15 protein-coding genes are annotated in these 21,141 nt (G+C 58.5%); 2 read left to right on the forward strand and 13 right to left on the reverse strand.

Annotation, left to right across the window (positions count from 1 at the left end):
* Nucleotides 1-86 precede the first annotated feature (86 nt).
* On the forward strand, nucleotides 87-4,424 hold the full coding sequence (locus tag OZX62_RS07200) for a DUF3418 domain-containing protein (RefSeq protein ID WP_277175532.1): 4,338 nt from the start codon (nucleotides 87-89) through the stop codon (nucleotides 4,422-4,424).
* 135 nt (nucleotides 4,425-4,559) lie between these two features.
* The gene (locus tag OZX62_RS07205) at nucleotides 4,560-5,423 is read left to right on the forward strand and encodes a hemagglutinin (RefSeq protein WP_348519310.1); all 864 of its coding nucleotides are present in this window, start codon (nucleotides 4,560-4,562) and stop codon (nucleotides 5,421-5,423) included.
* A gap of 168 nt (nucleotides 5,424-5,591) precedes the next feature.
* Here the strand turns inward: OZX62_RS07205 and OZX62_RS07210 are convergent, their stop codons facing one another.
* The 13 genes from OZX62_RS07210 to OZX62_RS07270 all read right to left on the reverse strand — a co-directional run bounded on the left by OZX62_RS07210 (nucleotide 5,592) and on the right by OZX62_RS07270 (nucleotide 21,059).
* Nucleotides 5,592-6,929, reverse strand: coding sequence for a glutamine synthetase family protein (locus OZX62_RS07210; RefSeq protein ID WP_277175534.1), 1,338 nt, complete (start codon nucleotides 6,927-6,929; stop codon nucleotides 5,592-5,594).
* Nucleotides 6,930-7,155: 226 nt separating this feature from the next.
* Complete coding sequence (gene pgmB / locus OZX62_RS07215; protein WP_277175535.1) at nucleotides 7,156-7,812, reverse strand: beta-phosphoglucomutase; 657 nt, start codon at nucleotides 7,810-7,812, stop codon at nucleotides 7,156-7,158.
* Between the two features lie 104 nt (nucleotides 7,813-7,916).
* Nucleotides 7,917-8,645 carry a bifunctional 1-(5-phosphoribosyl)-5-((5-phosphoribosylamino)methylideneamino)imidazole-4-carboxamide isomerase/phosphoribosylanthranilate isomerase PriA gene (gene priA / locus OZX62_RS07220; RefSeq protein WP_277175536.1) on the reverse strand — a complete coding sequence of 243 codons (729 nt, stop codon included), beginning with the start codon at nucleotides 8,643-8,645 and terminating at the stop codon, nucleotides 7,917-7,919.
* 30 nt (nucleotides 8,646-8,675) lie between these two features.
* On the reverse strand, nucleotides 8,676-9,374 hold the full coding sequence (hisH, locus tag OZX62_RS07225; RefSeq protein ID WP_277177071.1) for an imidazole glycerol phosphate synthase subunit HisH: 699 nt from the start codon (nucleotides 9,372-9,374) through the stop codon (nucleotides 8,676-8,678).
* A 221-nt stretch (nucleotides 9,375-9,595) separates the two neighbouring features.
* Complete coding sequence (locus tag OZX62_RS07230; protein WP_277175537.1) at nucleotides 9,596-10,444, reverse strand: hypothetical protein; 849 nt, start codon at nucleotides 10,442-10,444, stop codon at nucleotides 9,596-9,598.
* Nucleotides 10,444-11,046 carry an imidazoleglycerol-phosphate dehydratase HisB gene (gene hisB, locus OZX62_RS07235; protein WP_277175538.1) on the reverse strand — a complete coding sequence of 201 codons (603 nt, stop codon included), beginning with the start codon at nucleotides 11,044-11,046 and terminating at the stop codon, nucleotides 10,444-10,446. Before hisB ends, OZX62_RS07230 begins: the two co-directional genes overlap by 1 nt.
* Nucleotides 11,047-11,346: 300 nt before the next feature.
* Nucleotides 11,347-12,510, reverse strand: a complete 1,164-nt coding sequence (locus OZX62_RS07240; RefSeq protein WP_277175539.1) for a histidinol-phosphate transaminase — start codon at nucleotides 12,508-12,510, stop codon at nucleotides 11,347-11,349.
* 153 nt (nucleotides 12,511-12,663) lie between these two features.
* The gene (locus OZX62_RS07245) at nucleotides 12,664-12,984 is read right to left on the reverse strand and encodes a GNAT family N-acetyltransferase (protein WP_277175540.1); all 321 of its coding nucleotides are present in this window, start codon (nucleotides 12,982-12,984) and stop codon (nucleotides 12,664-12,666) included.
* 81 nt (nucleotides 12,985-13,065) lie between these two features.
* A complete protein-coding gene (gene hisD, locus OZX62_RS07250) occupies nucleotides 13,066-14,463 on the reverse strand; it encodes a histidinol dehydrogenase (RefSeq protein WP_277175541.1) in 1,398 nt (465 codons plus the stop codon).
* A 119-nt stretch (nucleotides 14,464-14,582) separates the two neighbouring features.
* The gene (gene dnaE, locus OZX62_RS07255) at nucleotides 14,583-18,155 is read right to left on the reverse strand and encodes a DNA polymerase III subunit alpha (RefSeq protein ID WP_277175542.1); all 3,573 of its coding nucleotides are present in this window, start codon (nucleotides 18,153-18,155) and stop codon (nucleotides 14,583-14,585) included.
* 81 nt (nucleotides 18,156-18,236) lie between these two features.
* The gene (locus OZX62_RS07260) at nucleotides 18,237-19,163 is read right to left on the reverse strand and encodes an RluA family pseudouridine synthase (protein ID WP_277175543.1); all 927 of its coding nucleotides are present in this window, start codon (nucleotides 19,161-19,163) and stop codon (nucleotides 18,237-18,239) included.
* The gene (locus tag OZX62_RS07265; protein WP_277175544.1) at nucleotides 19,160-19,771 is read right to left on the reverse strand and encodes a signal peptidase II; all 612 of its coding nucleotides are present in this window, start codon (nucleotides 19,769-19,771) and stop codon (nucleotides 19,160-19,162) included. The genes OZX62_RS07260 and OZX62_RS07265 overlap by 4 nt, the downstream gene beginning before the upstream one ends.
* A 13-nt stretch (nucleotides 19,772-19,784) precedes the next feature.
* Entirely contained in the window at nucleotides 19,785-21,059 is a 1,275-nt protein-coding gene (locus OZX62_RS07270; RefSeq protein WP_277175545.1) for a DivIVA domain-containing protein, read from the reverse strand.
* Between the last annotated feature and the right edge of the window lie 82 nt (nucleotides 21,060-21,141).

Below are 21,141 nucleotides of genomic sequence, written 5' to 3' on the forward strand. Positions count from 1 at the left end.
CATGGTGACCGATGATTTATTGAACGGCTACCGAGATAGTCGATATTTCCCGGTTCGCCGGGGTTGTGCGTACTATTAGAGAGCTTATGAAATACCATTATCCTTCAGACTTGCCGGTCAGCGCGGCGCGTGACGAGATTCAGCACGCGGTGCGGGATTCGCAGGTCGTCATCGTCTCCGGGCAGACCGGTTCGGGCAAGACCACCCAGATTCCGAAAATGCTGCTGGAAATGGGCCGTGGCACGCACGGTCACCAGATCGTGCACACCCAGCCACGACGCTTGGCTGCACGCACCGTGGCGGAACGTATCTGCGATGAAATGGAAGTCAAGCTTGGCGAGGAAATCGGTTATCAGGTGCGATTCACCGACGAAAGCTCACCGAAAACCCGCCTGCGTATCGTCACCGACGGTATTCTGCTGGCGCAAATCCAGCACGATCCAAGGCTTTCGCGCTACGACACCATCATCATCGACGAAGCGCACGAGCGCAGCCTCAACATCGACTTTCTGCTCGGCTACCTGACAGCGCTGCTCCCGAAGCGTCGCGATCTGAAACTCATCATCACCTCGGCCACCATCGACTCGGTGAAATTCAAGGAGCATTTCGAGGACGCGCTGCATACCAAGGTTCCCGTCATCGAAGTTTCCGGACGCACGTACCCGGTGCAAATCGTTTACGAGCCGCTGGGTGGCATGCCGGCGTTGATGCGGCACGTACCTGGGTTTGCCGACGGCTCGCTGCCGGACGAAAACGGCGAGATTCCGGGAGCCGACAGAAGCAACGGTTCCGGCGGCAGCACCGGCAGCGAGGATATGCCCCGAGCCGTGGCACGCGCCTGCGCCGAGCTGGTCATCCATTCCTCGCATGACCGCGGGCCGCGCGATATCCTCGTTTTCGCTTCCGGCGAGCGCGACATCCATGAGTATGAAGATGCCATCCGTCATCATTTTGGGCCCCGTGCCGCCGACATGCGCCGCCCGGACGCACTGGAAATCGTACCGCTTTATGCCCGTCTCTCTTCCAAAGAGCAGCATCGCGTCTTCGAGCACCATTCCCATCAGCGCATCGTCATCGCCACCAACGTGGCTGAGACCTCGCTGACCGTGCCTGGCATCCGCTACGTGGTCGACCCTGGCGAGGCACGTATCTCACGCTATTCCAAATCCGCCAAGGTGCAGCGCCTGCCAATCGAAGCCATCAGCCAGGCCAGCGCCGACCAGCGAAGCGGCCGATGCGGGCGTATCGCCGACGGCATCGCCATCCGCCTCTATTCCAAGGATGATTACGAGTCCCGTCCACGCTTCACCGAGCCGGAAATCCTGCGTACTTCATTGGGCGCAGTAGTGCTGCATATGCTTTCGGTGGGTGTGGCCCGCACGGCCGACGACGTGACCCATTTCGGCTTCATCGATCCACCCGATACCCGTTCCGTTTCCGACGGTTTCAACGAACTGACCGAACTCAAGGCCATCGCACGCAAGCACGGCGAAGTGCGCCTGACCCACACTGGCCGGCAGCTTTCACGCATTCCCATCGACATCCGCCTCGGCCGTATGATTCTCGAGGCCGCGCAAAAGGCCACGCCCAACACACTCGCCGCGGTGTTGGTCATCGTCGCCTTCCTGAGTCTGCAAGACCCGCGCGAACGACCGGACGAAATCCGAGCCGAAGCCGACCGCGTGCACAACCGCTACGCCGACGAGACCAGTGATTTCCTCACGGCGCTCAACATGTGGGACCATATTTTCGGCCCCGACGAAGGCAACGACGGCAACCATACCGGCAACGCCAAGCTGCGCAAAATCTGCAAGTCCGAATACTTCAGCTTCATTCGCCTGCGGCAATGGCGCGATCTGGTCTCCCAGCTGCGGCAGATGTGCCGGCAGATGCATTTCAAAGTAGGCAAGCCCGCACCGATCTCACGTCCGGCCCCGGAAATCTTGATGCTGCCGGTCAACCAGCAAGCGGCCCACGCCCTCTGTTGCTCGTGGGATTCGCAAGGCATCCACTCTTCGATGCTCGCCGGCCTGCTGTCGATGATGGGCATGCAGGTAGTGCGCGAACCTAAGGCCTCGGACTTCTCTGGGCTCAAAGGCGCCGCAAAGGCACGAGCGATGAAGCGTGCTGCCAAGCAGTCGAAGAACGAGTACCAGGGGGCACGCGGCACACGGTTCGCTCTCTTCCCCGCCTCCTCGGTGGCCAAGTCAACGCCGCCTTGGGTGATGTCGACCGATCTGACTGAAACCTCGCGTCTATGGGCGCGCTATTCGGCTGCCATCGATCCGGCTTGGGCCGAACCGCTGGCCGGAAGCCTCACCCGCGTCACCTACGCCGAACCGCATTGGTCAGGTTCGCGCGGCAGCGCCATCGCCAGTTCGAAGGTACTGCTCTACGGTCTGCCGATTGTACAGGACCGGCCGGTGCAATGGGGACGTATCAATCCTCCCGAAGCCCGTGATTTTCTGATTCGTCAAGGGCTGGTCGAAGGCGATATCCAGCAGCGTTTCTCCTACGACGATTTTGTCGAGGCCAATCGCGACATTCTGCAGGAAGCGGTGGACGATACCAACCGCACCCGCCAGATTTCCGATTCCGTCAGCGACGAGGATCTTTTCGACTTCTACAACGCCGTCATCCCTCAAGATGTCACCAGCGTGGCCGACCTCGGCAAGTGGGTCAAGTCCATCCACGAAGCGCAGCCGCATCTGCTTGACTTCGACCCGGACAAGGTCGAGCGACTGCAATCGCACGAATCCGTGGACCTGCGCGACTACCCCGACCAGTGGCACACGCTAGGAACCGACGGCACCCCCATCGACCTGCGCCTCAGCTATATCTACAATCCCAGCGACCCGGCCGACGGCGTGACCGTGCATATTCCCATCAAGGCATTGTCCCGCCTGACTCCCGAGCAATTCACCTGGAACGTTCCCGGGCTACTGGACGAGCTTATCCTGGGCTATATCAAGTCACTGCCGAAGTCGCTGCGCGTCCAGTTCGTGCCCGCACCCGACACGGCCCGCACCATCCGTGCCGCCATCGACGAACACTACCCTAATCTGCCCGGCTCGGGTACGGAGGGCAAACCGAACCTGCCCCCAGTGGACGAGGCGACCGGCACTTCACGCTGGCCCGACTTCGCGCACGCCTTCACCTACGCCGCCATCACGAGCGTCAACGCGACCATCCATCCTGAAGACTTCAACAGCGAACAGCTTGATAAACTCTCGCCATATCTGCGCGTGACGTTCAGCGTCGAGGAACCGTTGCCGCCGGCACCGGGCAAAGGCCATCACCACGGCGCTAAACATGACAGCAAAAGCAACAACAACCACGTTGATGCCGCCAATACCAGCAACACAACGAAACCCTGCAATAAGTACGCAAGCAGTTCCAGTTCGAATCATGCTAAGGATAACGCCAACTCCAACGCACAATCGGAACGGGATAATCGAAACAATTCAGGCAATGCCAATAATCCAGTTATCATCGACGACGCGACCTTCCGCGGCCAGCGTCACGGCAAAGCCCAGCGTTACCGAGTGCTCGGCACCGGAAAATCGCTGGTCGAGCTGCAACGCAAGTTCGCCCGTCAGGCACAGGCCAGCGCCCGCAAAACCGTGGAACGTCAGGCCAGCAAGGCCAAGTCACAGGGCAAGGTGGTCGCTCAGGCGAACCTACTGAATAAGGCCGGAGCCACCACGGTCTCCCGCGCCGAAATGCTCTGGCAAGCCGCATACGAGAAGCTGAAGCTGCCCGAAGACCGCATCTCCTCACGCTGGCTTGGCAGTGAAGCGCTGATGTTGGCGAGCGTGCCATACAAGTCGACAAAACTACTTGTCAACGACCTCGAGCTGGCGGCGGTCAAGCGTCTGCTTCCCCATATCGACAAGCTCGCCGACGATACCGCTCTGGCCGAGGCCGTGAGCGGGGTGTCCGAGACCTTCGAAGACACGGTCTACGCCGTGGCTCACGACGTCATCGCCATTCTCAAACGCTATGCCGCCGTCGACTCGGCGGTGGGCGGCAAGGCCGACCTGACGATGTTGGCTGTGCTGCAATCGGTGCGCGAACACATCGCCACGCTCGTCTACCCGGGATTTATCGGCAAGACCCCACCCGAAGCGATGCCCAACATCGAACGTTACCTGCACGCCGACCTGATGCGTTTGGAAAAGGCCAAGGCCAACAAGAACCGCGACGTCCGCTGGGCCTGGGAAGCCGACGAAGCCAAGGACCTGGTCACACGAGCCCAGGAAAAGCTCAAGGCCGAACCTGCCGGCCCTCGCCGCGAGGCATTCGGCAAACAGGTGGAGCAGGCCCGCTGGATGCTCGAGGAGTTCTACGTTTCCCTCTGGGCGCAGGAACTGGGCACCAAGTCCCCTGCCAGCCTCAAGCGCATCCGCAAGCTGCTGTCTTGACTTTGGCATAATCATGCCGACAACTTCGGCAACCTTGACTTTTCTATAGGGAAACTCTCAGGGGCGAACGATAATATTGATATTGTGACATCATCTTCCAAATCCCGTAGCCGTTCCCACTCCCCCAGCAAATTCATCCGCACCTGCAAACGCAAGTGGCGCAAGGCCGGTGTGCCTGCAAAAGTGGGTGTGGTGCTCGGCGGCATCGTCGCGGTAATCTGCGTGATGGCACTGGTGATGGCACTGATTCGCGTGGTCCAGTGGCATATTGAAGTCACCGATGCGCAAAAACGGCAGGAAGAGCTGGTCCAGAAATACGATTTCGACCCCGGCAATATCATCTCCGACGCGCAGTTCTTCAACGCTGACGCCATGAGCCAGGCCGAAGTGCAAGCCTTTATCATCAAACATGGTCCGAACTGCACCACCACCAACTGCTTGCCCGTCAAGACCTTCGACACCACCGATATCGCCGCCAATAGTCTTTGCAAGGCCTACAAGGGTGCCAAAGCCGAATCCGCGAGCGCCATCATCTACAAATCCTCGCAGGCCTGCGGCGTCAGCGAAAAAGTGCTCCTGACCGTCATGCAAAAGGAACAGCATCTCATCGGCTCGGCCAATCCCACCGACTTTCAGTACAAGGCCGCCATGGGCCTGAGCTGCCCGGATGACGCCGATTGCGACCCGCACTTCGCAGGCTTCTTCAACCAGGTCTACGGCGCGGCGAAACGTTTCAAGTACTATCAGGCGCACGAAAGCGAGTACGGCTACCACGTCGGCACGCTCAACTACGTGCAGTACCATCCGAACAAGAGCTGCGGCGGCTCGCAGGTCTACATCCGCAATCAGGCCACGGCACTGCTCTACGTCTACACGCCCTACCAGCCCAACACCGCCGCGCTGGCCGCGGGCTTCAACGAGGGTGATTCGTGCTCAAGCTACGGCAACCGCAACTTCGCCCTGATCTATGACAACTGGTTCGGTGACCCGCGCAAATAAGCCGTTCGGGAAGAACCGCACGGCTATACAAATAAGCGCGCAGTTCCGTTTACCAACACAATAATCTCGATATTCATCGTTCATCAATAGATAAGCCGCTTACCCCTCAAAGGCAAGCGGCTTATTTCGATAGCACTATTTTCATTCCGTATTACATATTATGTGATGTCAGAGCTTCGGCAAGAACTTCTCCAGCTCGTAGCGGGTGACCTGACGACGGTAATCGTCCCACTCCTGACGCTTGTTGCGCAGGAAATACTCGAAGACGTGCTCGCCCAGAACTCCGGCCACGAAGTCGGACTTTTCCATGACCTTCAACGCCTCGTCAAGGCTTTCCGGCAACGGTTCGATGCCCATGGCCTTGCGCTCGGCGTCGGTCAGATCCCAGACCGCGTCGCTGGTGGGCTCGCACAGTGTCATCTTTTGCTCGATGCCGTCGAGGCCGCTGGCTAACAATACCGAGAACGCCAAGTACGGGTTCGCCACGGGGTCGAGCGCACGGTATTCCATACGCGCGGAATTGCCCTTGCCCGGCTTGTACTGCGGGATGCGCAGCAGGGCGGAACGGTTGTTGTGGCCCCAGCAGACGTAGCTCGGGGCCTCGTTGCCGCCCCAAAGACGCTTGTAGGAGTTGACATACTGGTTGGTGATCGCGCTGATTTCACGGGCATGGTAAAGGATGCCGGCGGCGAACTGGCGGGCAATCAGCGACATGTTGAATTCCTGGCCGGCCTCGTAGAAGGCGTTTGAATCCCCCTCGAAAAGGCTCAGGTGGGTGTGCATGCCGCTGCCCGGCTCGTCGGTCAGAGGCTTGGGCATGAAGCTGGCGTGGATGCCACGCTCCAGTGAAATCTCCTTGACCACGGTGCGGAAAGTCATGATGTTGTCGGAAGTCGCCATCGCGTCGGCGTAACGCAGGTCGATTTCGTTCTGGCCAGGTCCGACCTCGTGGTGCGAGTATTCGACGGAAATGCCCATCTGCTCGAGCATATTGACGGCGGCACGGCGGAAGTCCATCCCGGGGCTGCGCGGCACGTGGTCGAAGTAGGTGCCGTAGTCGACGGGCGTGGGCGGCTCGCCCCAATCGTCCTGCTGCTCGAAGAGATAGAATTCAATTTCCGGGTGAACGTAGAAGGTGAAGCCCTTCTCCTTGGCCTTTTGAAGCTCCTGCTCCAGCACATGACGGGGGTCGCCGAGCGAGGGCTCGCCGTCAGGGGTCAGGATGTTGCAGAACATGCGGGCGGTACCTTGCGGACCATCGCGCCAGGGCAACAGTTGGAACGTTGACGGATCCGGTTTGACGATCATGTCGTCTTCGGAGACGCGGGTCATGCCCTCGATCGCCGAACCGTCGAAACCAAGGCCTTCCTCGAAGGCGTCCTCAAGTTCCGCAGGAGCGATGGCCACGGACTTCAACGTCCCCAGCACATCGGTGAACCACAAACGAATAAATCGCACATCGCGTTCCTCGACGGTACGCAAGGCGAATTCTTGCTGTTTATCCATAATCACTATGGTCTCACGGCATTATTACATTCCAGTTAAACTTTGGGTTGTCGGCAAGATTCAGCCGTTTCATATCTGGTTTCGGTCATTGGGTTTCAAAACGGATCGCACATTTCTCGTTCATCGGCATCGGACGGCAAAGAGGTCAATCGATAGCAATTTCGATTTGTCGGAATTCCGCCATGTTCGATTTGCTATCGACCGACCTCTTTGCTGTATTTTGGGATTATCGACGCTCCCACGCGCTTTCGATATCGTCATACTTCAACGCGGCCGTATTGGGGACCAGCAACTTGGCATGGCCGAGCTCGTCGGGGCTGCCGACACCCACCGAGAACGCACCGGCGGCATTGATGGCGGTGATACCCGCGACGGAATCCTCAAGACCGACGCACTGGTCCGGTTCGACGCCGATGGCCGAAGCCGCTTCCAAGAAAATGTCGGGAGCGGGCTTGCCAGCGGCCACCTTGCTCGGGTCGGCGATGGCATCGAAGGTGTTCGAAAGCCCAAGCTTTTCAAGGATAAACGGACCATTCATGCTCGCCGAAGCCAGCGAAAGCTTCACGCCGTGCTGTTTCATCTGCGCGATGAGCTCTGGGATGCCCGGCAGAATGTCGGCCGAAGTGAGCCCTGCCAGAAGCCCACGGTAGGCCTCGTTCTTTTCGGCGGCCATCGCTTCGAACTCCTTTTGCGACACTGTGACGCCAAGATAATTCAGAATCACTTTGAGCGAATCGACGCGGCTGACACCCTTGGTCTTTTCCTCGAGTTCGTCGGGCAGCTCACGGTCGAAATGGTCTTTCGCCAACTTGCGCCAGGCCTGAAAATGGTAGACGGCCGTATCGGCGATGACGCCGTCCAAATCAAAAAGTGCACCTTCCATCGATTTCTTCTTTCTTTCTCTTTCTTGGTTATCTTCGTTTCAACGTTTGCATCCACCAAAGCATCATACTCAGCCAGCGCAAAACATCATATTCGGCAGGCGTGCTACTTCTGCCCCACTGCCGCGAGCGCCTCTTTGAGCGTAAACGCATGGGCATAAAGCGACTTGCCGAGAATCGCCGCATCGACGCCGACACTTTCGAGCCCAGCCACCGCACGGATGTCCTCGAGGCTGGAAATGCCGCCGGAAGCGGTGACGTGAGCCGGCGTGCGTTCGGCGACTTCACGCAGCAACGTGAGGTTCGGCCCGTCCATCATGCCGTCGTGGGCGACGTCGGTGACCACGTAACGCCGGCAGCCGGCTTTATCGAGCATGGCCATGGTCTCGAAAAGGTCGCCGCCCTTGCTGGTCCAGCCGCGCCCGGCCAGCGTATGGCCTTTGACGTCGAGGCTGATGGCCACCTTGTCGCCGTATTTTTTGATGATTTTGGCGGTCCATTCGGGGTTTTCCAGCGCTGCGGTACCAATGTTGACTCGTGTCGCACCGGCCTCGAAAACGGCCTCGAGACTTGCGTCGTCGCGGATGCCGCCGCTCATTTCGATATGGACCTTGTCGCCGAGTTTTTCGCCGATCTCACGCAGTTTCGAGCGATTGTCGCCGGTGCCGAACGCAGCATCGAGATCGACCAGGTGAATCCAGCTCGCGCCTTCGTCGAACCACGTCTGCGCGGCCTCGTACGGGCTGCCGTAATCGGTTTCGGATCCGGATTTGCCCTGCCTCAGGCGCACGGCTTTACCGCCTCGGACGTCAACGGCCGGAAGCAATGTCAGCATGTTGTTCTCCTTTGAATGAAGTGATGATTTCTATAGCGTCGCAGCCCAGTTCTTGAGCAGTTGTGCGCCGGCTTCCCCCGACTTTTCCGGGTGGAACTGGGTGGCCGAAAGCGGGCCGCGCTCGTAGGATGCCACAAAATGGCTGCGCCCGTAATCGCAAAAACCGACTTTCTGCGCGTCTACGCTGTCGATGGAAGATTGCGCATGGCCGTGATAGCCGTCAATATCTTCGACCGTGGTATTTGCCGCCGTCACAGGCTTTTCGGGAATATTCGCGCTCATGGCAGCGTAGGAATGGACGAAATAGAAACGCTCATCCTCAAGCCCGTGCAAAATCACCGAATCGTCGGGGGCGCTGATTGTGTCCCAGCCCATGTGTGGCACCACGTCGGCGTCAACCAAGTCCACGCTGCCGTCGATGACGCCGAGGCCCGCGGCTTTCGAGCCGCCTTCCGTGCCCTGCGCGAACATGACCTGCAGGCCGACGCACACGCCGAGCACCGGACGCCCCGCCTTGAGACGCTCGAGAATGATCTGGTCGCCGCCCACGGCCTTGAGCCCTTCCATGCACGCCGCAAAAGCGCCGACGCCAGGCACCACCAGCCCGTCGGCTTCGAGCGCCTGCCGGCGGTTGCTCGTCAGCGTCGGTTCAAGACCGATATGCGCGAGCGCACGCATCATCGAGCGCACGTTGCCGAAGCCGTAATCGAACACCACCACTGCGGTCATTGCCATTCCCCGTTCCTCTAAGTTTGCCGTAAGTTTGTTTGGATATGTCAAGTATCGTCCGTATTCGCGCATTCCATGAGAATCATTCACGATGCGATATGAAATGGTTCAGACGAAGAAGCAGAGAAATCGGCAGGGTCGCGCCCGTCTGAGTGTTACTTTTTTACTTTCCCGTCTCTCAGCCTTTTACCAGCTCGCATACCTTGTTGCCGAACCGTCGCTTACTGAATGCTTGGTTTGCCGCGACCGCGCGAACGCGTGTGATCGGCAATCACCCCTAGTGCCTTCTTGCGGTCAAAATCGGCGGTAGCCACAATGTGCTCGCTTTGCTCCTTGAGCTCGGCGACGGTGGTGATGCCAAGCATCAGGTCTTCGACGCACCTGGGCGTGGTGGTGAAGAGCACCGGAGGAGCGAACTGCTGGCCCGGCTCGCCACTGACATAGAGCGTGGAGACGAGTTTGTCGGCGCGATTGACCGAAAGCACGACCGGCATGCCGTTGACCACTTGGGTCAGATCCCTTGCCGCATTTTCCGGAGCGTCACCGTCGAGGTTGTGCAGAATGGCGACGGCCCCGTTTTCGTCGGCCATGCAATCGGCGGAAATGTCCGCGATCTGGCAGAACGCCGCGAGCAGCTCCGAAGAAATCAGACGGGTGATCAGGATGGCGACCTTGGCGCGGTTGCCAATAAGACCTTCCAGCTCCTCGTCGAAGTCCATCTGGTCTAGTTCGTCGGTAATTTTGCGATCGGATTGTTCGGTGTTGCCGTTCTCGCTGTTCACGCCGGACCCGCTGCCGGGGTTGCCCGAATCGTCGGAACCCATCGCGTTATTGTGTGCTTCGTTGTTATCGTCCGAGTCGTCCGCGAATTCCTTCTCGAAGCCGGCGAGTGCTTCCTGCAGCTCCTCGTCGCTGAACAATCCGCCATTTTCATCGCTGGAATCGTTGAAATCATTGGCATTACTAGACGCGTTGGAATCGTTGGCGTCGTTCACGTTATTGGAACCGTTCTCATCGCCAAAATCCTTGAAATCGTCGCCTTGTTCGTCGTCATCACGACGTTCGCTCATCACAGCGCCCCTTTCGTACTGGGAATGATGCCGGCGATACGAGGGTCGGGCTCGACCGCAAAACGCAACGCACGGGCCAACGCCTTGAACTCGGCCTCGGCGATATGATGCGGGTCACGCCCAGCCAGCACCGTCATGTGCAGACAGAGGTCGGCGTGGAAGGCGATGGATTCCATGACGTGGCGCACCAGTGAGCCGGTGAAATGCCCGCCGATCATGGCGTATTCAAAGCCTTCGGGCTCCCCGATGCACACAGCATAAGGGCGCCCAGAAATATCGACCACAGCACGCGCCAAGGCCTCATCAAGCGGCACAGTGGCATCGGCGAATCGGCGAATGCCACGCTTGTCACCAAGAGCCTGCTTGAGCGCCTCGCCGAAAACGATCGCCGTATCCTCGACGGTATGGTGCACGTCGATGTCGGTGTCGCCGCTGGCGCGAATCTTCAAATCAATCAGCGAATGCTTGCCGAGCGCGGTCATCATATGGTTATAAAAAGGTACCGAAGTCTCGATGTCGGTTTTGCCGGTGCCGTCAAGATCCAGGCTCAGCTCGACCTTGGATTCGCTGGTCTCGCGTACTATTGTCGCGGTTCTTGCCATGACTGCTCCTTTGTCGCTGTTCACAAACATTTCAACGCTTCTACCATCATAATTCATTACAAAGTCAAGCGGAGACATCGTACTGCATCATCTTGATAACGACATATTTCCAAGTCGTTCCGCCGATATTATGAAGTAACTATTTTCATCATTACAGCTATTCGTCATATCGATGACACAGTCAAGGCCAAAGAGCGCACATCGCACCATCGTGCGATTAATCGTGCCGACGAAGACAAGAATAGATCCAACTCCGCGGAAATCACGATTCGTCTAGATTGCCGCAAGTCGGAACAGCCGCTATTCCTTTTCGAGCATTTCCAGCACTTGTGTCAACGCCTCGCGGAAGCGGGCCATCTCCTCGTCGGTGCCCATGCACACGCGCAGCCAACCGTCGGGGCCCACCACTCGAATCAACACGCCACGTTTCAACAGCTCGTCGAAGATACGTTCGCGGTCTTCGAACGAGCCGCCGAAAAGCACGAAGTTGGACTGGGAATCCGCGACTTTGAGCGGCTTGCCGTGCCAAGTCTGAGTCTTAAGCCACGCTGCTGTCGATTCACGGGTCTCACGCAGGTGCTTCACCTGACTCAATTGCTCGTCGGTGTGCTTGAACGCGGCGAGCGCCGTGGCCTGGGTAACAGCGGAAAGATGGTAGGGCATGCGCACGATGCGCACGCAGTCGACGATGCCCTGTGAAGCTGCCAGATAACCTACACGCGCGCCGGCGAAGGCGAAGGCCTTGCTCATGGTGCGGCTGACGGCGAGATTCGGGTATTTAGCCAGCAATTCCAGCGCAGTTGGCGTACCAGGGGTGCGGAACTCGATATAGGCCTCGTCCACCACAACCACAGGGTGCACACCTTCGGCCGCCCCATTCACCTTGGCGTTTTGAACGGCTTTCAGCACCGCTTCGAGCTGGTACATCGGCAGAATGGTCCCGGTCGGGTTGTTCGGGCTGGTCAAAAGGATAATCGACGGCTGCTCACGTTCGATTGCGTCGAGCAGAGCTTCAAGGTTCAGCGAGAAATCGGCGTTTCGTTTCACCGTGATCCACTTGGTGAACGTGTCTCGCGCATACTCGGGGTACATGGAATAGGTCGGATCGGCACCCAGAGCCTTGCGTCCCGGTCCACCGAAAGCCTGGAACAGTTGGAGCATAATCTCGTTGCTGCCATTGGCGCCCCAGAGCTGCTCGACGCCGAGTTTCACACCGGACTCGCGCTCAAGATAGTCGGCAAACGCCTGGCGCAGCTTGGAATGCTCACGGTCGGGATAACGGTTTAGGGTCGGGGCGATCTTGCGCACGTCCTCGGCGATCTCGTTGACCACGGCGGGCGCGGGCGCATACGGGTTCTCATTGACGTTCAGGCACACCGGCACGTCAAGTTGTGGCGCCCCGTAGGGCTCCTCCCCAATGAGGTCGTTGCGCAGCGGCAATTCCTGTGGAATCGAATTGGTCATGATGTTCCCCTTAACTTTTATCCTCACCGGTCATTCCCGCAATTATATGGCAATCCTGTGTGAATCCTGTTAACTCTAAAAAGGCCGCCTGGCGATCGAGAATGCGTTGCCGATATGGTCGAAACCCAGTTTCGGATAGTATTCCATCGCACTTTACGCGGCCAGCAACACCAACGAGACATCCGGCCCAAGCTGACGAAGAAGTCCGTCCACCAGTCCGGAGCCAATGCCCCGACGCTGATAATCCTTGTCGACTGCCAGATCCGAGAGATAACAGGCATAGCTGAAATCGGTCAGGGCACGTGCCACGCCGACAAGACGCTCGCCATCCCACGCCGTCCATAAAACATCGGCATTATCGAGCATTGCCTGCAACCTGGCCAAATCCTTGGTCGGCCGATGGATTCCGGATCGATCGAATACAGCAGCAAGCTGCTCGGCAGTGATGCTCCGCTCATGCGTGTAGGCGATCATATCCGGTTTCCTCGCGATAATTTCAATAGCCTCGGGTCAGCGGCTTCAGACCGCCGAACCCGAGGCTGAAAATGGAATGACCTACTTTCGCAGGCCGGCCTTGCGTTCCTGCTCTTTGATCGTGGCCTTGTCGTACGGGTCGTCGATGAAGCGGCTCAGCACGCATTCGCCGTGGGCAGGCAGGTCTTCGGAGACGGCGAAGGCGTTGATCAGCGACGCCAGCGGCTTCAGGCCCTGCTCGTCGTATTCGATGACTTCGATCGGCTTCATGAAGGTGTGCACGCCGAGACCGCAGGCGAAGCGAGCGGTGCCGCCGGTGGGCAGCACGTGGTTGGAGCCGGACATGTAGTCGCCCAGCGGAACCGGCGAATACGGGCCGCGGAAGATGGCGCCGGCGTTCTTGATACGCTTGACGACCTCGTCTGCGTTCTCGGTCTGAATCTCCAAATGCTCGGCGGCATAGGCGTTGGCCGCATCCACCGACTGATCGAGATTGTCGGTGAGAATGATGCCCGACTGACGACCGGTGAGCGCAGTGGAGACACGTTCGTGCGACATGGTGCGCGGCACGCGGTAATCAAGGCTTTCCTGCACCTTCTTGGCCAGCTCCTCGCTGTCGGTAAACAGTACGGATCCGGCGAGCTCGTCATGTTCGGCCTGGCTGATCAAATCCGCCGCCACCCAGCTCGGGTTTGCGGTCTTGTCCGCGATAATGGCGATTTCGCTGGGTCCCGCCACCGCGTCGATGCCGACGATGCCTGAAACCATGCCCTTGGCCGTAGCCACGAAGATGTTGCCCGGACCGGTGATCTTGTCGACCGGTTCGCAAAGCACTTCGCCGTCCTGCGGCTCGCTTCCGTTGGCGCCGTATGCGAACATGGCGATGGCCTGTGCCCCACCGACCGCGTAGACCTCATCGACGCCAAGAATGGCGCAGGTTGCGAGGATGGTCTTGTTGGGCAAACCGTTGTTATCAGCGTTCGGAGGTGTGGCGATGGCCAGCGACGAGACACCGGCGACCTGGGCCGGTACGGCGTTCATGATCACAGAAGTCGGATAGACCGCCTTGCCACCGGGCACATAGAGGCCGACACGCTCGACGGGAACCCAGCGTTCGGCAACGCGAGCGCCTTCGGCCAAGTCGGTGTAGAAGTCCTTCGGCACCTGCGAAGCGCAGACCTTGCGGATACGACGCACCGATTCCTCGATAGCGGCACGAACCTCCGGATCCAGCTCTTCGAGCGCACTCTGCATCGCCTCGACGGGCACGCGCAGATGATGCGGACGGATATGGTCGAACTTCTCCTCAAAATCGCGCAAGGCCGCAGCACCGCGGGCCTTTACGTCGTCGAGGATGGGACGCACAGCGCTGCTGGCTTCGTTCGTACCCATTTCGGCACGAGGCATAGCCTCCAGCATCTGTGCTCTGGTGAGGCGCTTTCCGCGCAGGTCAATGATTCGCATTGTGTTATTTTCCATACCTCTATATCGTATTCCGCGCGATGTATCGGTATGAGACACAACTCACATTCTGAGATTCATTGTCCATCTGAACAACGTGTTGCATCACTTTGCGTTTGCGGTGCAAAATACTGCTCCTACGCCGCAGGCAGGCACTTCGGGCCGAAGAGAATCTTGATCTCGGCGAACAGCGACGTGTCACGTTTTACGCGGAACCTGTCGCCGAACGTCAGCACCCTAGCGTTGCCGTCGGAATCCATAATGGCCAATTTGACCTCGCACATGCCGGGATGATTGGTGATGATCTTTCCCAGTTGCATGACATGCGGTCGGTTCAACGCGGTCTTTGGCAAGGTGAGCACCAACGGCCGTTCGTCTTCGGCTACTAGGTTCGGGACGTTCATCTCGTTGGCGCGCATGCTCACCGTTTCGTCTCGCAGCTCGATCTGACCGCGAATCTGCACCACTTCGTCGACGGCCATCGATTCGGCCGCAGAAGTATAGGCGCGTCCGAAGAACATGCACTGGATGGAACTTTCCATATCCTCGATGGTGACGATGGCCCAAGGGTTACCCTTCTTGGAGACGCGCCGATCGACGGAAGTGATAAGCCCTGCGATGGTGACCTGCTGGCGGTCGTCCATCTTCGGAGCACTGTTGATCAACTGTGCGATGGACATGTCTCGCAGGCTGTTCAAAACGGAAGCCATGCCGGAAAGCGGGTGATCGGAGACATAAAGGCCAAGCATTTCGCGCTCGAAGTTCAGTTTGGTCTTCTTGTCCCATTCCTCGATGTCGGGCACGCTGACCTGAGCGTCACCCATCGCGTCCTCACCGGACCCATCGCCGCCGTCGCCGTCTGATCCGAGGTCGCTGAACAAGTCGAACTGGCCTTCGGCCTGCTTGCGTTTGAGACTGATCACCGAATCGATGGCAGGTTCGTGAATCTGGAAGAGCGCACGGCGGTTCGGATCGATGGAATCGAAGGCACCGGCCTTGATCAGCGATTCCACGAGACGCTTGTTGAGCACGCTCAACGGCACACGACGGATGAAGTCCATGAAGTTGATGTATTTGCCGCGCTTGCTCTCGCGCTCGGCGATGATGTCTTGCACCGGGTTGTCGCCGACGTTGCGGATGGCACCGAGGCCGAAACGGATGATGTTGCCGACAGGGGCGTATTCGAGCCGGGATTCGTTGACGTCCGGCGGCAGCACCTTGATGCCCATGCGCCGCGCTTCGCCCAAGTAGAGCGCGGTCTTGTCTTTGTTGGTGCGTTCGTTCTGCAGGAGCGCGGCCATGAATTCCACCGGATAGTGGGTCTTGAGATACGCGGTCCAGTAGGAAATAAGCCCGTAGGCCGCGGAATGGGCCTTGTTGAACGCGTAACCGGAGAACGGCACGAGGATGTCCCAGACGTCCTGAGCGGCCTTCTGCGAGTAACCGTGCTCCTTCATGCCCTCGAAGAACGGACCTTGCTCCTTGGCCAGCACTTCGGGCTTCTTCTTGCCCATCGCGCGTCGCAGCACGTCCGCTCGGCCCAGAGAGTAGCCGGCGAGGATTCGAGCGGCGGACTGCACCTGCTCCTGATAGACGATCAGGCCGTAGGTCTCGTCGAGCACCGGGGCGAGCGCCTCAGCCACCTCGTCGTTGATCGGGGTGATGGGCTGCAAACCGTTCTTGCGCTTGGCGTAGTTGTTGTGCGAGTCCATATCCATCGGGCCCGGGCGGTAGAGGGCGATGAGTGCCGAAATATCGTTGAAGTTATCGGGCTTGAGACTCTTGAGCAGGGCCCGCATCCCGTCGCCATCGAGCTGGAAGACACCGAGGGTGTCGCCTCGGGTCAGAAGCGCGTAGGTCTCCTTGTCGTCGAGCGGAATCTTGGTGTAGTCGATGGGCTCCTTGCCGTTGAGCTCGATGTTCTTCAAGGTGTCGCGGATGACCGTCAAGTTGGAGAGGCCGAGGAAGTCGTTCTTGACCAGCCCCAGCGTTTCACAGGTATGGTATTCGAAGGTCGTGGTCACCGTGCCATCGGTGCGTTCCAGCAGCGGCGAGGTGTCGGTGATCGGCGTGGCCGACATGATGGTGGCGCAGGCGTGCACTCCGGTCTGCCGAATCAGGCCTTCGATGCCCTTGGCCTCGTCGGTGATGCGCTTGGCGTCGGGGTCGGAATCGTAAAGTTCGCGGAATTCGCGCGCTTCGGCGTACTTCTTGGAGGCCGGGTCGAACATCTCCTTGAGACTGGCGTCCTTGCCGTTCTTGCTCGGCGGCAGCGCCTTGACGATGCGGTCGCCCACGGAGAATTCATAGCCCATGATTCGCGCGGAATCCTTCAGCGCCTGCTTGGTCTTGATGGTGCCATAGATGACGCACTGCGCCACCTTGTCGTGCCCGTATTTGTCGGCCACGTAATCGAGTACCTTCTGGCGGCCTTCCGGGTCGAAATCGATATCGATATCAGGCAGCGAGACGCGCTCAGGATTGAGGAAGCGTTCGAAGATCAGGCCATGCTTCAGCGGGTCGAGTTCGGTGATGCCCATGGCGTAGGCCACCATCGAGCCTGCCGCGGAACCACGGCCGGGGCCGACCATCACGCCGTGGGTCTTGGCCCAGTTGATGTAGTCGGCGACCACGAGGAAGTAGCCGCAGAACTGCATCTGGCAGATCACGCCGCACTCGTAGTCGGCCTGTTTGCGAACATTGTCGGGAACGCTACCCTCGTAACGTTTTTCGAGACCTTGCTGCACGTCGTGCAGGAAGAGCGAGGTCTCGTCCCAACCGTCCGGGCAGTCGAAAAGCGGCATGAACGCGCCGTCTTCATGGTCATCGAACATCACGTTGCAACGTTCGGCCACTTCCAGCGTGTTGTCGCAGGCCTCGGGCAGATCCTTGAACAGTGCACGCATTTCCTCGGCCGACTTGATGTAGTAGCCGGAACCGTCGAATTTGAAACGGTCCGGGTCGTCCAGATGCGAACCGGAATTGATGCAGAGCATCGCGTCCTGCGAACCGCGATCGGCTTCGTGAACGTAGTGGGAATCGTTGGTGGCGATGATGGGGGCACCAAGGTCTTTGGCGATCTTGAGCAGGTCGGCGGAGACGCGCTTTTCGATTTCCAGATTGTGATCCATCAGTTCGACGTAGAAATTATCTTTGCCAAAAATATCCTGCAGCTGGTGCGCGGCACGCAAGGCCTCCTTGTATTGGCCAAGACGCAACCTGGTCTGGACGATACCCGACGGGCATCCTGTGGTTCCGATGACACCCTTGTGATAGGTCTGAAGCACGTCATAATCCATACGGGGCCACTTGCCCACACGGCCTTCGAGATTGGCCACGGACGAGGCCTTCATCAGGTTGACCAACCCCTCGTCGTTTTCGGCCCAGAGCGTCATATGGGTGATGAAGCCGCCACCGGAGACGTCATCACTGCGCTGGGCTTCCGTGCCCCAATGCACGCGGCCCTTGTCCGTCCTCGAAGTTTCAGGCGTAACGTAGGCTTCAATGCCGATAATCGGCTTGATACCGGCGTTTACAGCCGTGCTCCACATTTCGTAGGCACCGTGCATATTGCCGTGGTCGGTGATGCCGATGGCGGGCATTTCGAGTTCCTTGGCACGATTGACCAAATCGGGAATCTTGGATGCGCCGTCAAGCAGCGAGTAATGCGTATGGTTATGCAATTGAACAAAGTTTCCCGAATGAGCCATGCTCTCCACGATACCGAGCCGGTCAGACGCTGAAAGCCTTTAGCGAACCATTTTCGACTAGATGTTATTCGCTACCAAAATCTATTCTTTTTCGCGCTTGTCCTCGCGCACGATACCGAGCGCATGCGCCAAATCCCCGGGATAGCGGGATTCCACTACCGTGCGAACGTGCGTACGGGGATGCCTGAACTCAAGACGCATGGCATGCAGCCACTGGCGGGTCAAGCCCAGACGTTCAGCCAACACAGGATTCGCGCCGTACATCGAGTCCCCTACCAACGGGTGGCCGATGGAAGAAAAATGCACACGGATCTGGTGGGTACGGCCGGTTTCGAGATTGACGCTCACGAGCGTAGCCTCGCTGAAGCGTTCCAGCACGTCCCAGTGAGTGACTGCTTTTTTGCCAAGCGGTGTGACGGTGAAACGGAAGTCTGAGACTTTCGCCCTTCCGATAGGCGCTTCGATAGTCGCTTTGTCGTGGGTCAGGTTGCCCTGTACCAGGGCGTGATAAATCTTGATGACTTCGTGATGAGCGAATTGGCGGCGCATCTCGCGATAGGCCAAGTCGGACTTGCATACCAGCATGAGCCCGCTGGTGCCGACGTCGAGTCTGCTGACGATACCCTGCCTGCCGGGAGCGCCCATAGATGTGATATGCACTCCGCGGGCCAAGAGGCTGCCGAGCACCGTCGGCCCCGTCCAGCCGGTCGAAGCGTGCGCGGCGACACCAACGGGTTTGTCGACCACAACGACGTCGTCATCTTCATAGACGACGGCCATGCCTTCAGCCAAGGGTTCCGGTTCCGGCTGTTTCTCCTCGATGTCGAATTCGACGGTATCGCCGCCCAACAGTGTGCCGGATTTTGAAATCTTATGCTGAAGAACGCTTACTTCGCCGGCCTCGATAAGTTCAACAGCCTTGGACCGCGAGACACCCAGCATTTTCGCCACAGCCACGTCAAATCTCTTGCCGATCAACGCATCGGGGGCTGGCACCAGGCGGCTCATCGGCCGTCCGCTCCTCTATCCTCTACAGCTTTCACCGGTTCTTCCTGAATGTTCTTACGCTCTTGGCTGTCGTTGGGATTGTGGGCATCGCCGCTATCGTCACCGTCTTTGACGTCTTTCGCGCTGAACGGCACGTTGACCAACAGCAGGATGATGATGAGAACGGCGGCAATCCCCAGTTCGATATCGGCCACATTACCCACGGACCAACCATAGTTGAGGAAATCCACTACTTTTCCGTTGAGGAATCCATGCGCGAAAATCACCCTGTCGATGAGATTGCCGAAAGCCCCCGCAAAAGCGATAGTCAAAGCTGCCGTCCACCACAGTGAAACCGTGGTCAATGCCAGATACACAAGCGCCACGCAGGCCACCAACGCAAGGCAGGAAATCAGCCATGTGACCGACGAGCCCATCCCCAGCGACGCACCAGGGTTATGAATCAGAGTCAGGCCAAGGAACCTGGGAATGACTATGACGGTCTTGCCGTCACCGAGTGCGGCTTGCGCCCACAGCTTGGTAAGGCGGTCGAGCAAAAGCGCCACAACCGCCACGATAACGAAAACGGCCACACGAGTGCGCGGCCGTTTAGGTGATACATTTTTCATATCGATGGCCGAATCAGTTCTTGGCTTCTTCCATCTTGTTGTACGTATTCGTATCACTGACCTGGGAGACAAGCTGGCCCAAGAATTCGGTCAAGCGGGTACGATATTCGGTCTCAAACTGCTTGAGGCTCTGGATATTGGCCTCGATGACCTTGGACTGCGAAGCGAGGTTATCGCGCACCTGCTGGGCATAGGTCTCGGCAGCGGAACGGGTCTTCTGATCGTACTCGGCAGCGCGACGCTGAACCTCAGACTCGTAGTTATCGGCAGAAGTGTGCTTCTGCGTGGAGTAATCGTCGGCGGCGCCACGGGTCTTCTGCGCATATGCATCGGCCTCGGAACGGGTCTGCTTGGAATAGTCCTCGGCCTTGCCGCGAATCTGCTTGGAATACTCGTCGGATTCATTGCGCGTGCGGGTCGAATAGTCGTTGGCCTTGTTGACCAGCTCCTGATACTTGGTCTGGCTCGCGTCGGTGATTTCCTTGGCCTTGGCCTTGCCCTTGTCGACATACTGATCGTGCAGCTGCATGGCGAGCGTCAGCATGGCGGTCGCGCGCTCAGGTTCGCTGTTGGCTCCAGCAGCGGCCCCTGCAATCTTCTGCAAGCTGCCGGTCTCGGTGCTCGGTTCAAGCTTGGAGACCTGTGCACGCAGCTGATTCTCACGCTGCCTGGATTCTTCGAGCTGGCGGGAAAGATCACGCATTTGCTGAGACTGCTGACTGGTGCTGGAAAGCTGCTTCTTGGCCTGCTCGAGCTCGCGGGAAAGCTTCTCGTTGCCGGCGCGGAACTCGTCGCGCTCGTGCTGGACGGCGACAAGCTGATTGTCGATGTCCTTCTTGCCTTGGGCCTGAGCGGCCTGGGCGGTGAGCTGATCGATCTGGGAATTCAAGCGATCGACCTGATCCTTCAACTGCTTGTTCTGTTCGGCCAGCGCCCTGTTGCTTTCCTCGGCCTCTGCGAGCTTGGAGGCATCGACACTTGCCGTTGCAGCCTGATTGGCAGCCTTCTGCTGCTGACTGGCCGCCGTCTTCAGGGTCTGGTTCTCACGGCTGAGGGTCTGGACCTGACTGGTCAGATCAGAAATCTTGGAATTGAGTTTGCTGACATCCGGGCCGAGCGACTGCGTCGACTGTCCGTTGCCGTTTGCCATAGCCTGCTTGCCGAGAGCTTCGACGGTCTCGGTGACCTGATCGAGGAAGTCATCAACCTCCTCAACGTCGTACCCTTCTTTAAAACGTACGGTTTGGAAGGCATGTTCCCTGATATCTTTCGGCGTTAACAGTGCCATAAACTTTTACACCTCACTTTGGGCATGATGCCTCTGATTTTTTGACTCTTGAATAGATGTTATACCATACAGTCTACCGTCA

This window comes from Bifidobacterium sp. ESL0690, from assembly GCF_029392315.1.
In the GTDB taxonomy this organism is placed as follows: Bacteria; Actinomycetota; Actinomycetes; order Actinomycetales; family Bifidobacteriaceae; genus Bifidobacterium.

Excerpts from the sequence above, each read along its gene's own strand:
- OZX62_RS07200 (WP_277175532.1), top strand. The coding sequence starts at position 87 with ATGAAATACCATTATCCTTCAGACTTGCCGGTCAGCGCGGCGCGTGAC.
- OZX62_RS07210 (WP_277175534.1), bottom strand. The coding sequence starts at position 6,929 with ATGGATAAACAGCAAGAATTCGCCTTGCGTACCGTCGAGGAACGCGAT.
- pgmB (WP_277175535.1), bottom strand. The coding sequence starts at position 7,812 with ATGGAAGGTGCACTTTTTGATTTGGACGGCGTCATCGCCGATACGGCC.
- priA (WP_277175536.1), bottom strand. The coding sequence starts at position 8,645 with ATGCTGACATTGCTTCCGGCCGTTGACGTCCGAGGCGGTAAAGCCGTG.
- hisH (WP_277177071.1), bottom strand. The coding sequence starts at position 9,374 with ATGACCGCAGTGGTGGTGTTCGATTACGGCTTCGGCAACGTGCGCTCG.
- OZX62_RS07230 (WP_277175537.1), bottom strand. The coding sequence starts at position 10,444 with ATGAGCGAACGTCGTGATGACGACGAACAAGGCGACGATTTCAAGGAT.
- hisB (WP_277175538.1), bottom strand. The coding sequence starts at position 11,046 with ATGGCAAGAACCGCGACAATAGTACGCGAGACCAGCGAATCCAAGGTC.
- OZX62_RS07240 (WP_277175539.1), bottom strand. The coding sequence starts at position 12,510 with ATGACCAATTCGATTCCACAGGAATTGCCGCTGCGCAACGACCTCATT.
- OZX62_RS07245 (WP_277175540.1), bottom strand. The coding sequence starts at position 12,984 with ATGATCGCCTACACGCATGAGCGGAGCATCACTGCCGAGCAGCTTGCT.
- hisD (WP_277175541.1), bottom strand. The coding sequence starts at position 14,463 with ATGGAAAATAACACAATGCGAATCATTGACCTGCGCGGAAAGCGCCTC.
- dnaE (WP_277175542.1), bottom strand. The coding sequence starts at position 18,155 with ATGGCTCATTCGGGAAACTTTGTTCAATTGCATAACCATACGCATTAC.
- OZX62_RS07260 (WP_277175543.1), bottom strand. The coding sequence starts at position 19,163 with ATGAGCCGCCTGGTGCCAGCCCCCGATGCGTTGATCGGCAAGAGATTT.
- OZX62_RS07265 (WP_277175544.1), bottom strand. The coding sequence starts at position 19,771 with ATGAAAAATGTATCACCTAAACGGCCGCGCACTCGTGTGGCCGTTTTC.
- OZX62_RS07270 (WP_277175545.1), bottom strand. The coding sequence starts at position 21,059 with ATGGCACTGTTAACGCCGAAAGATATCAGGGAACATGCCTTCCAAACC.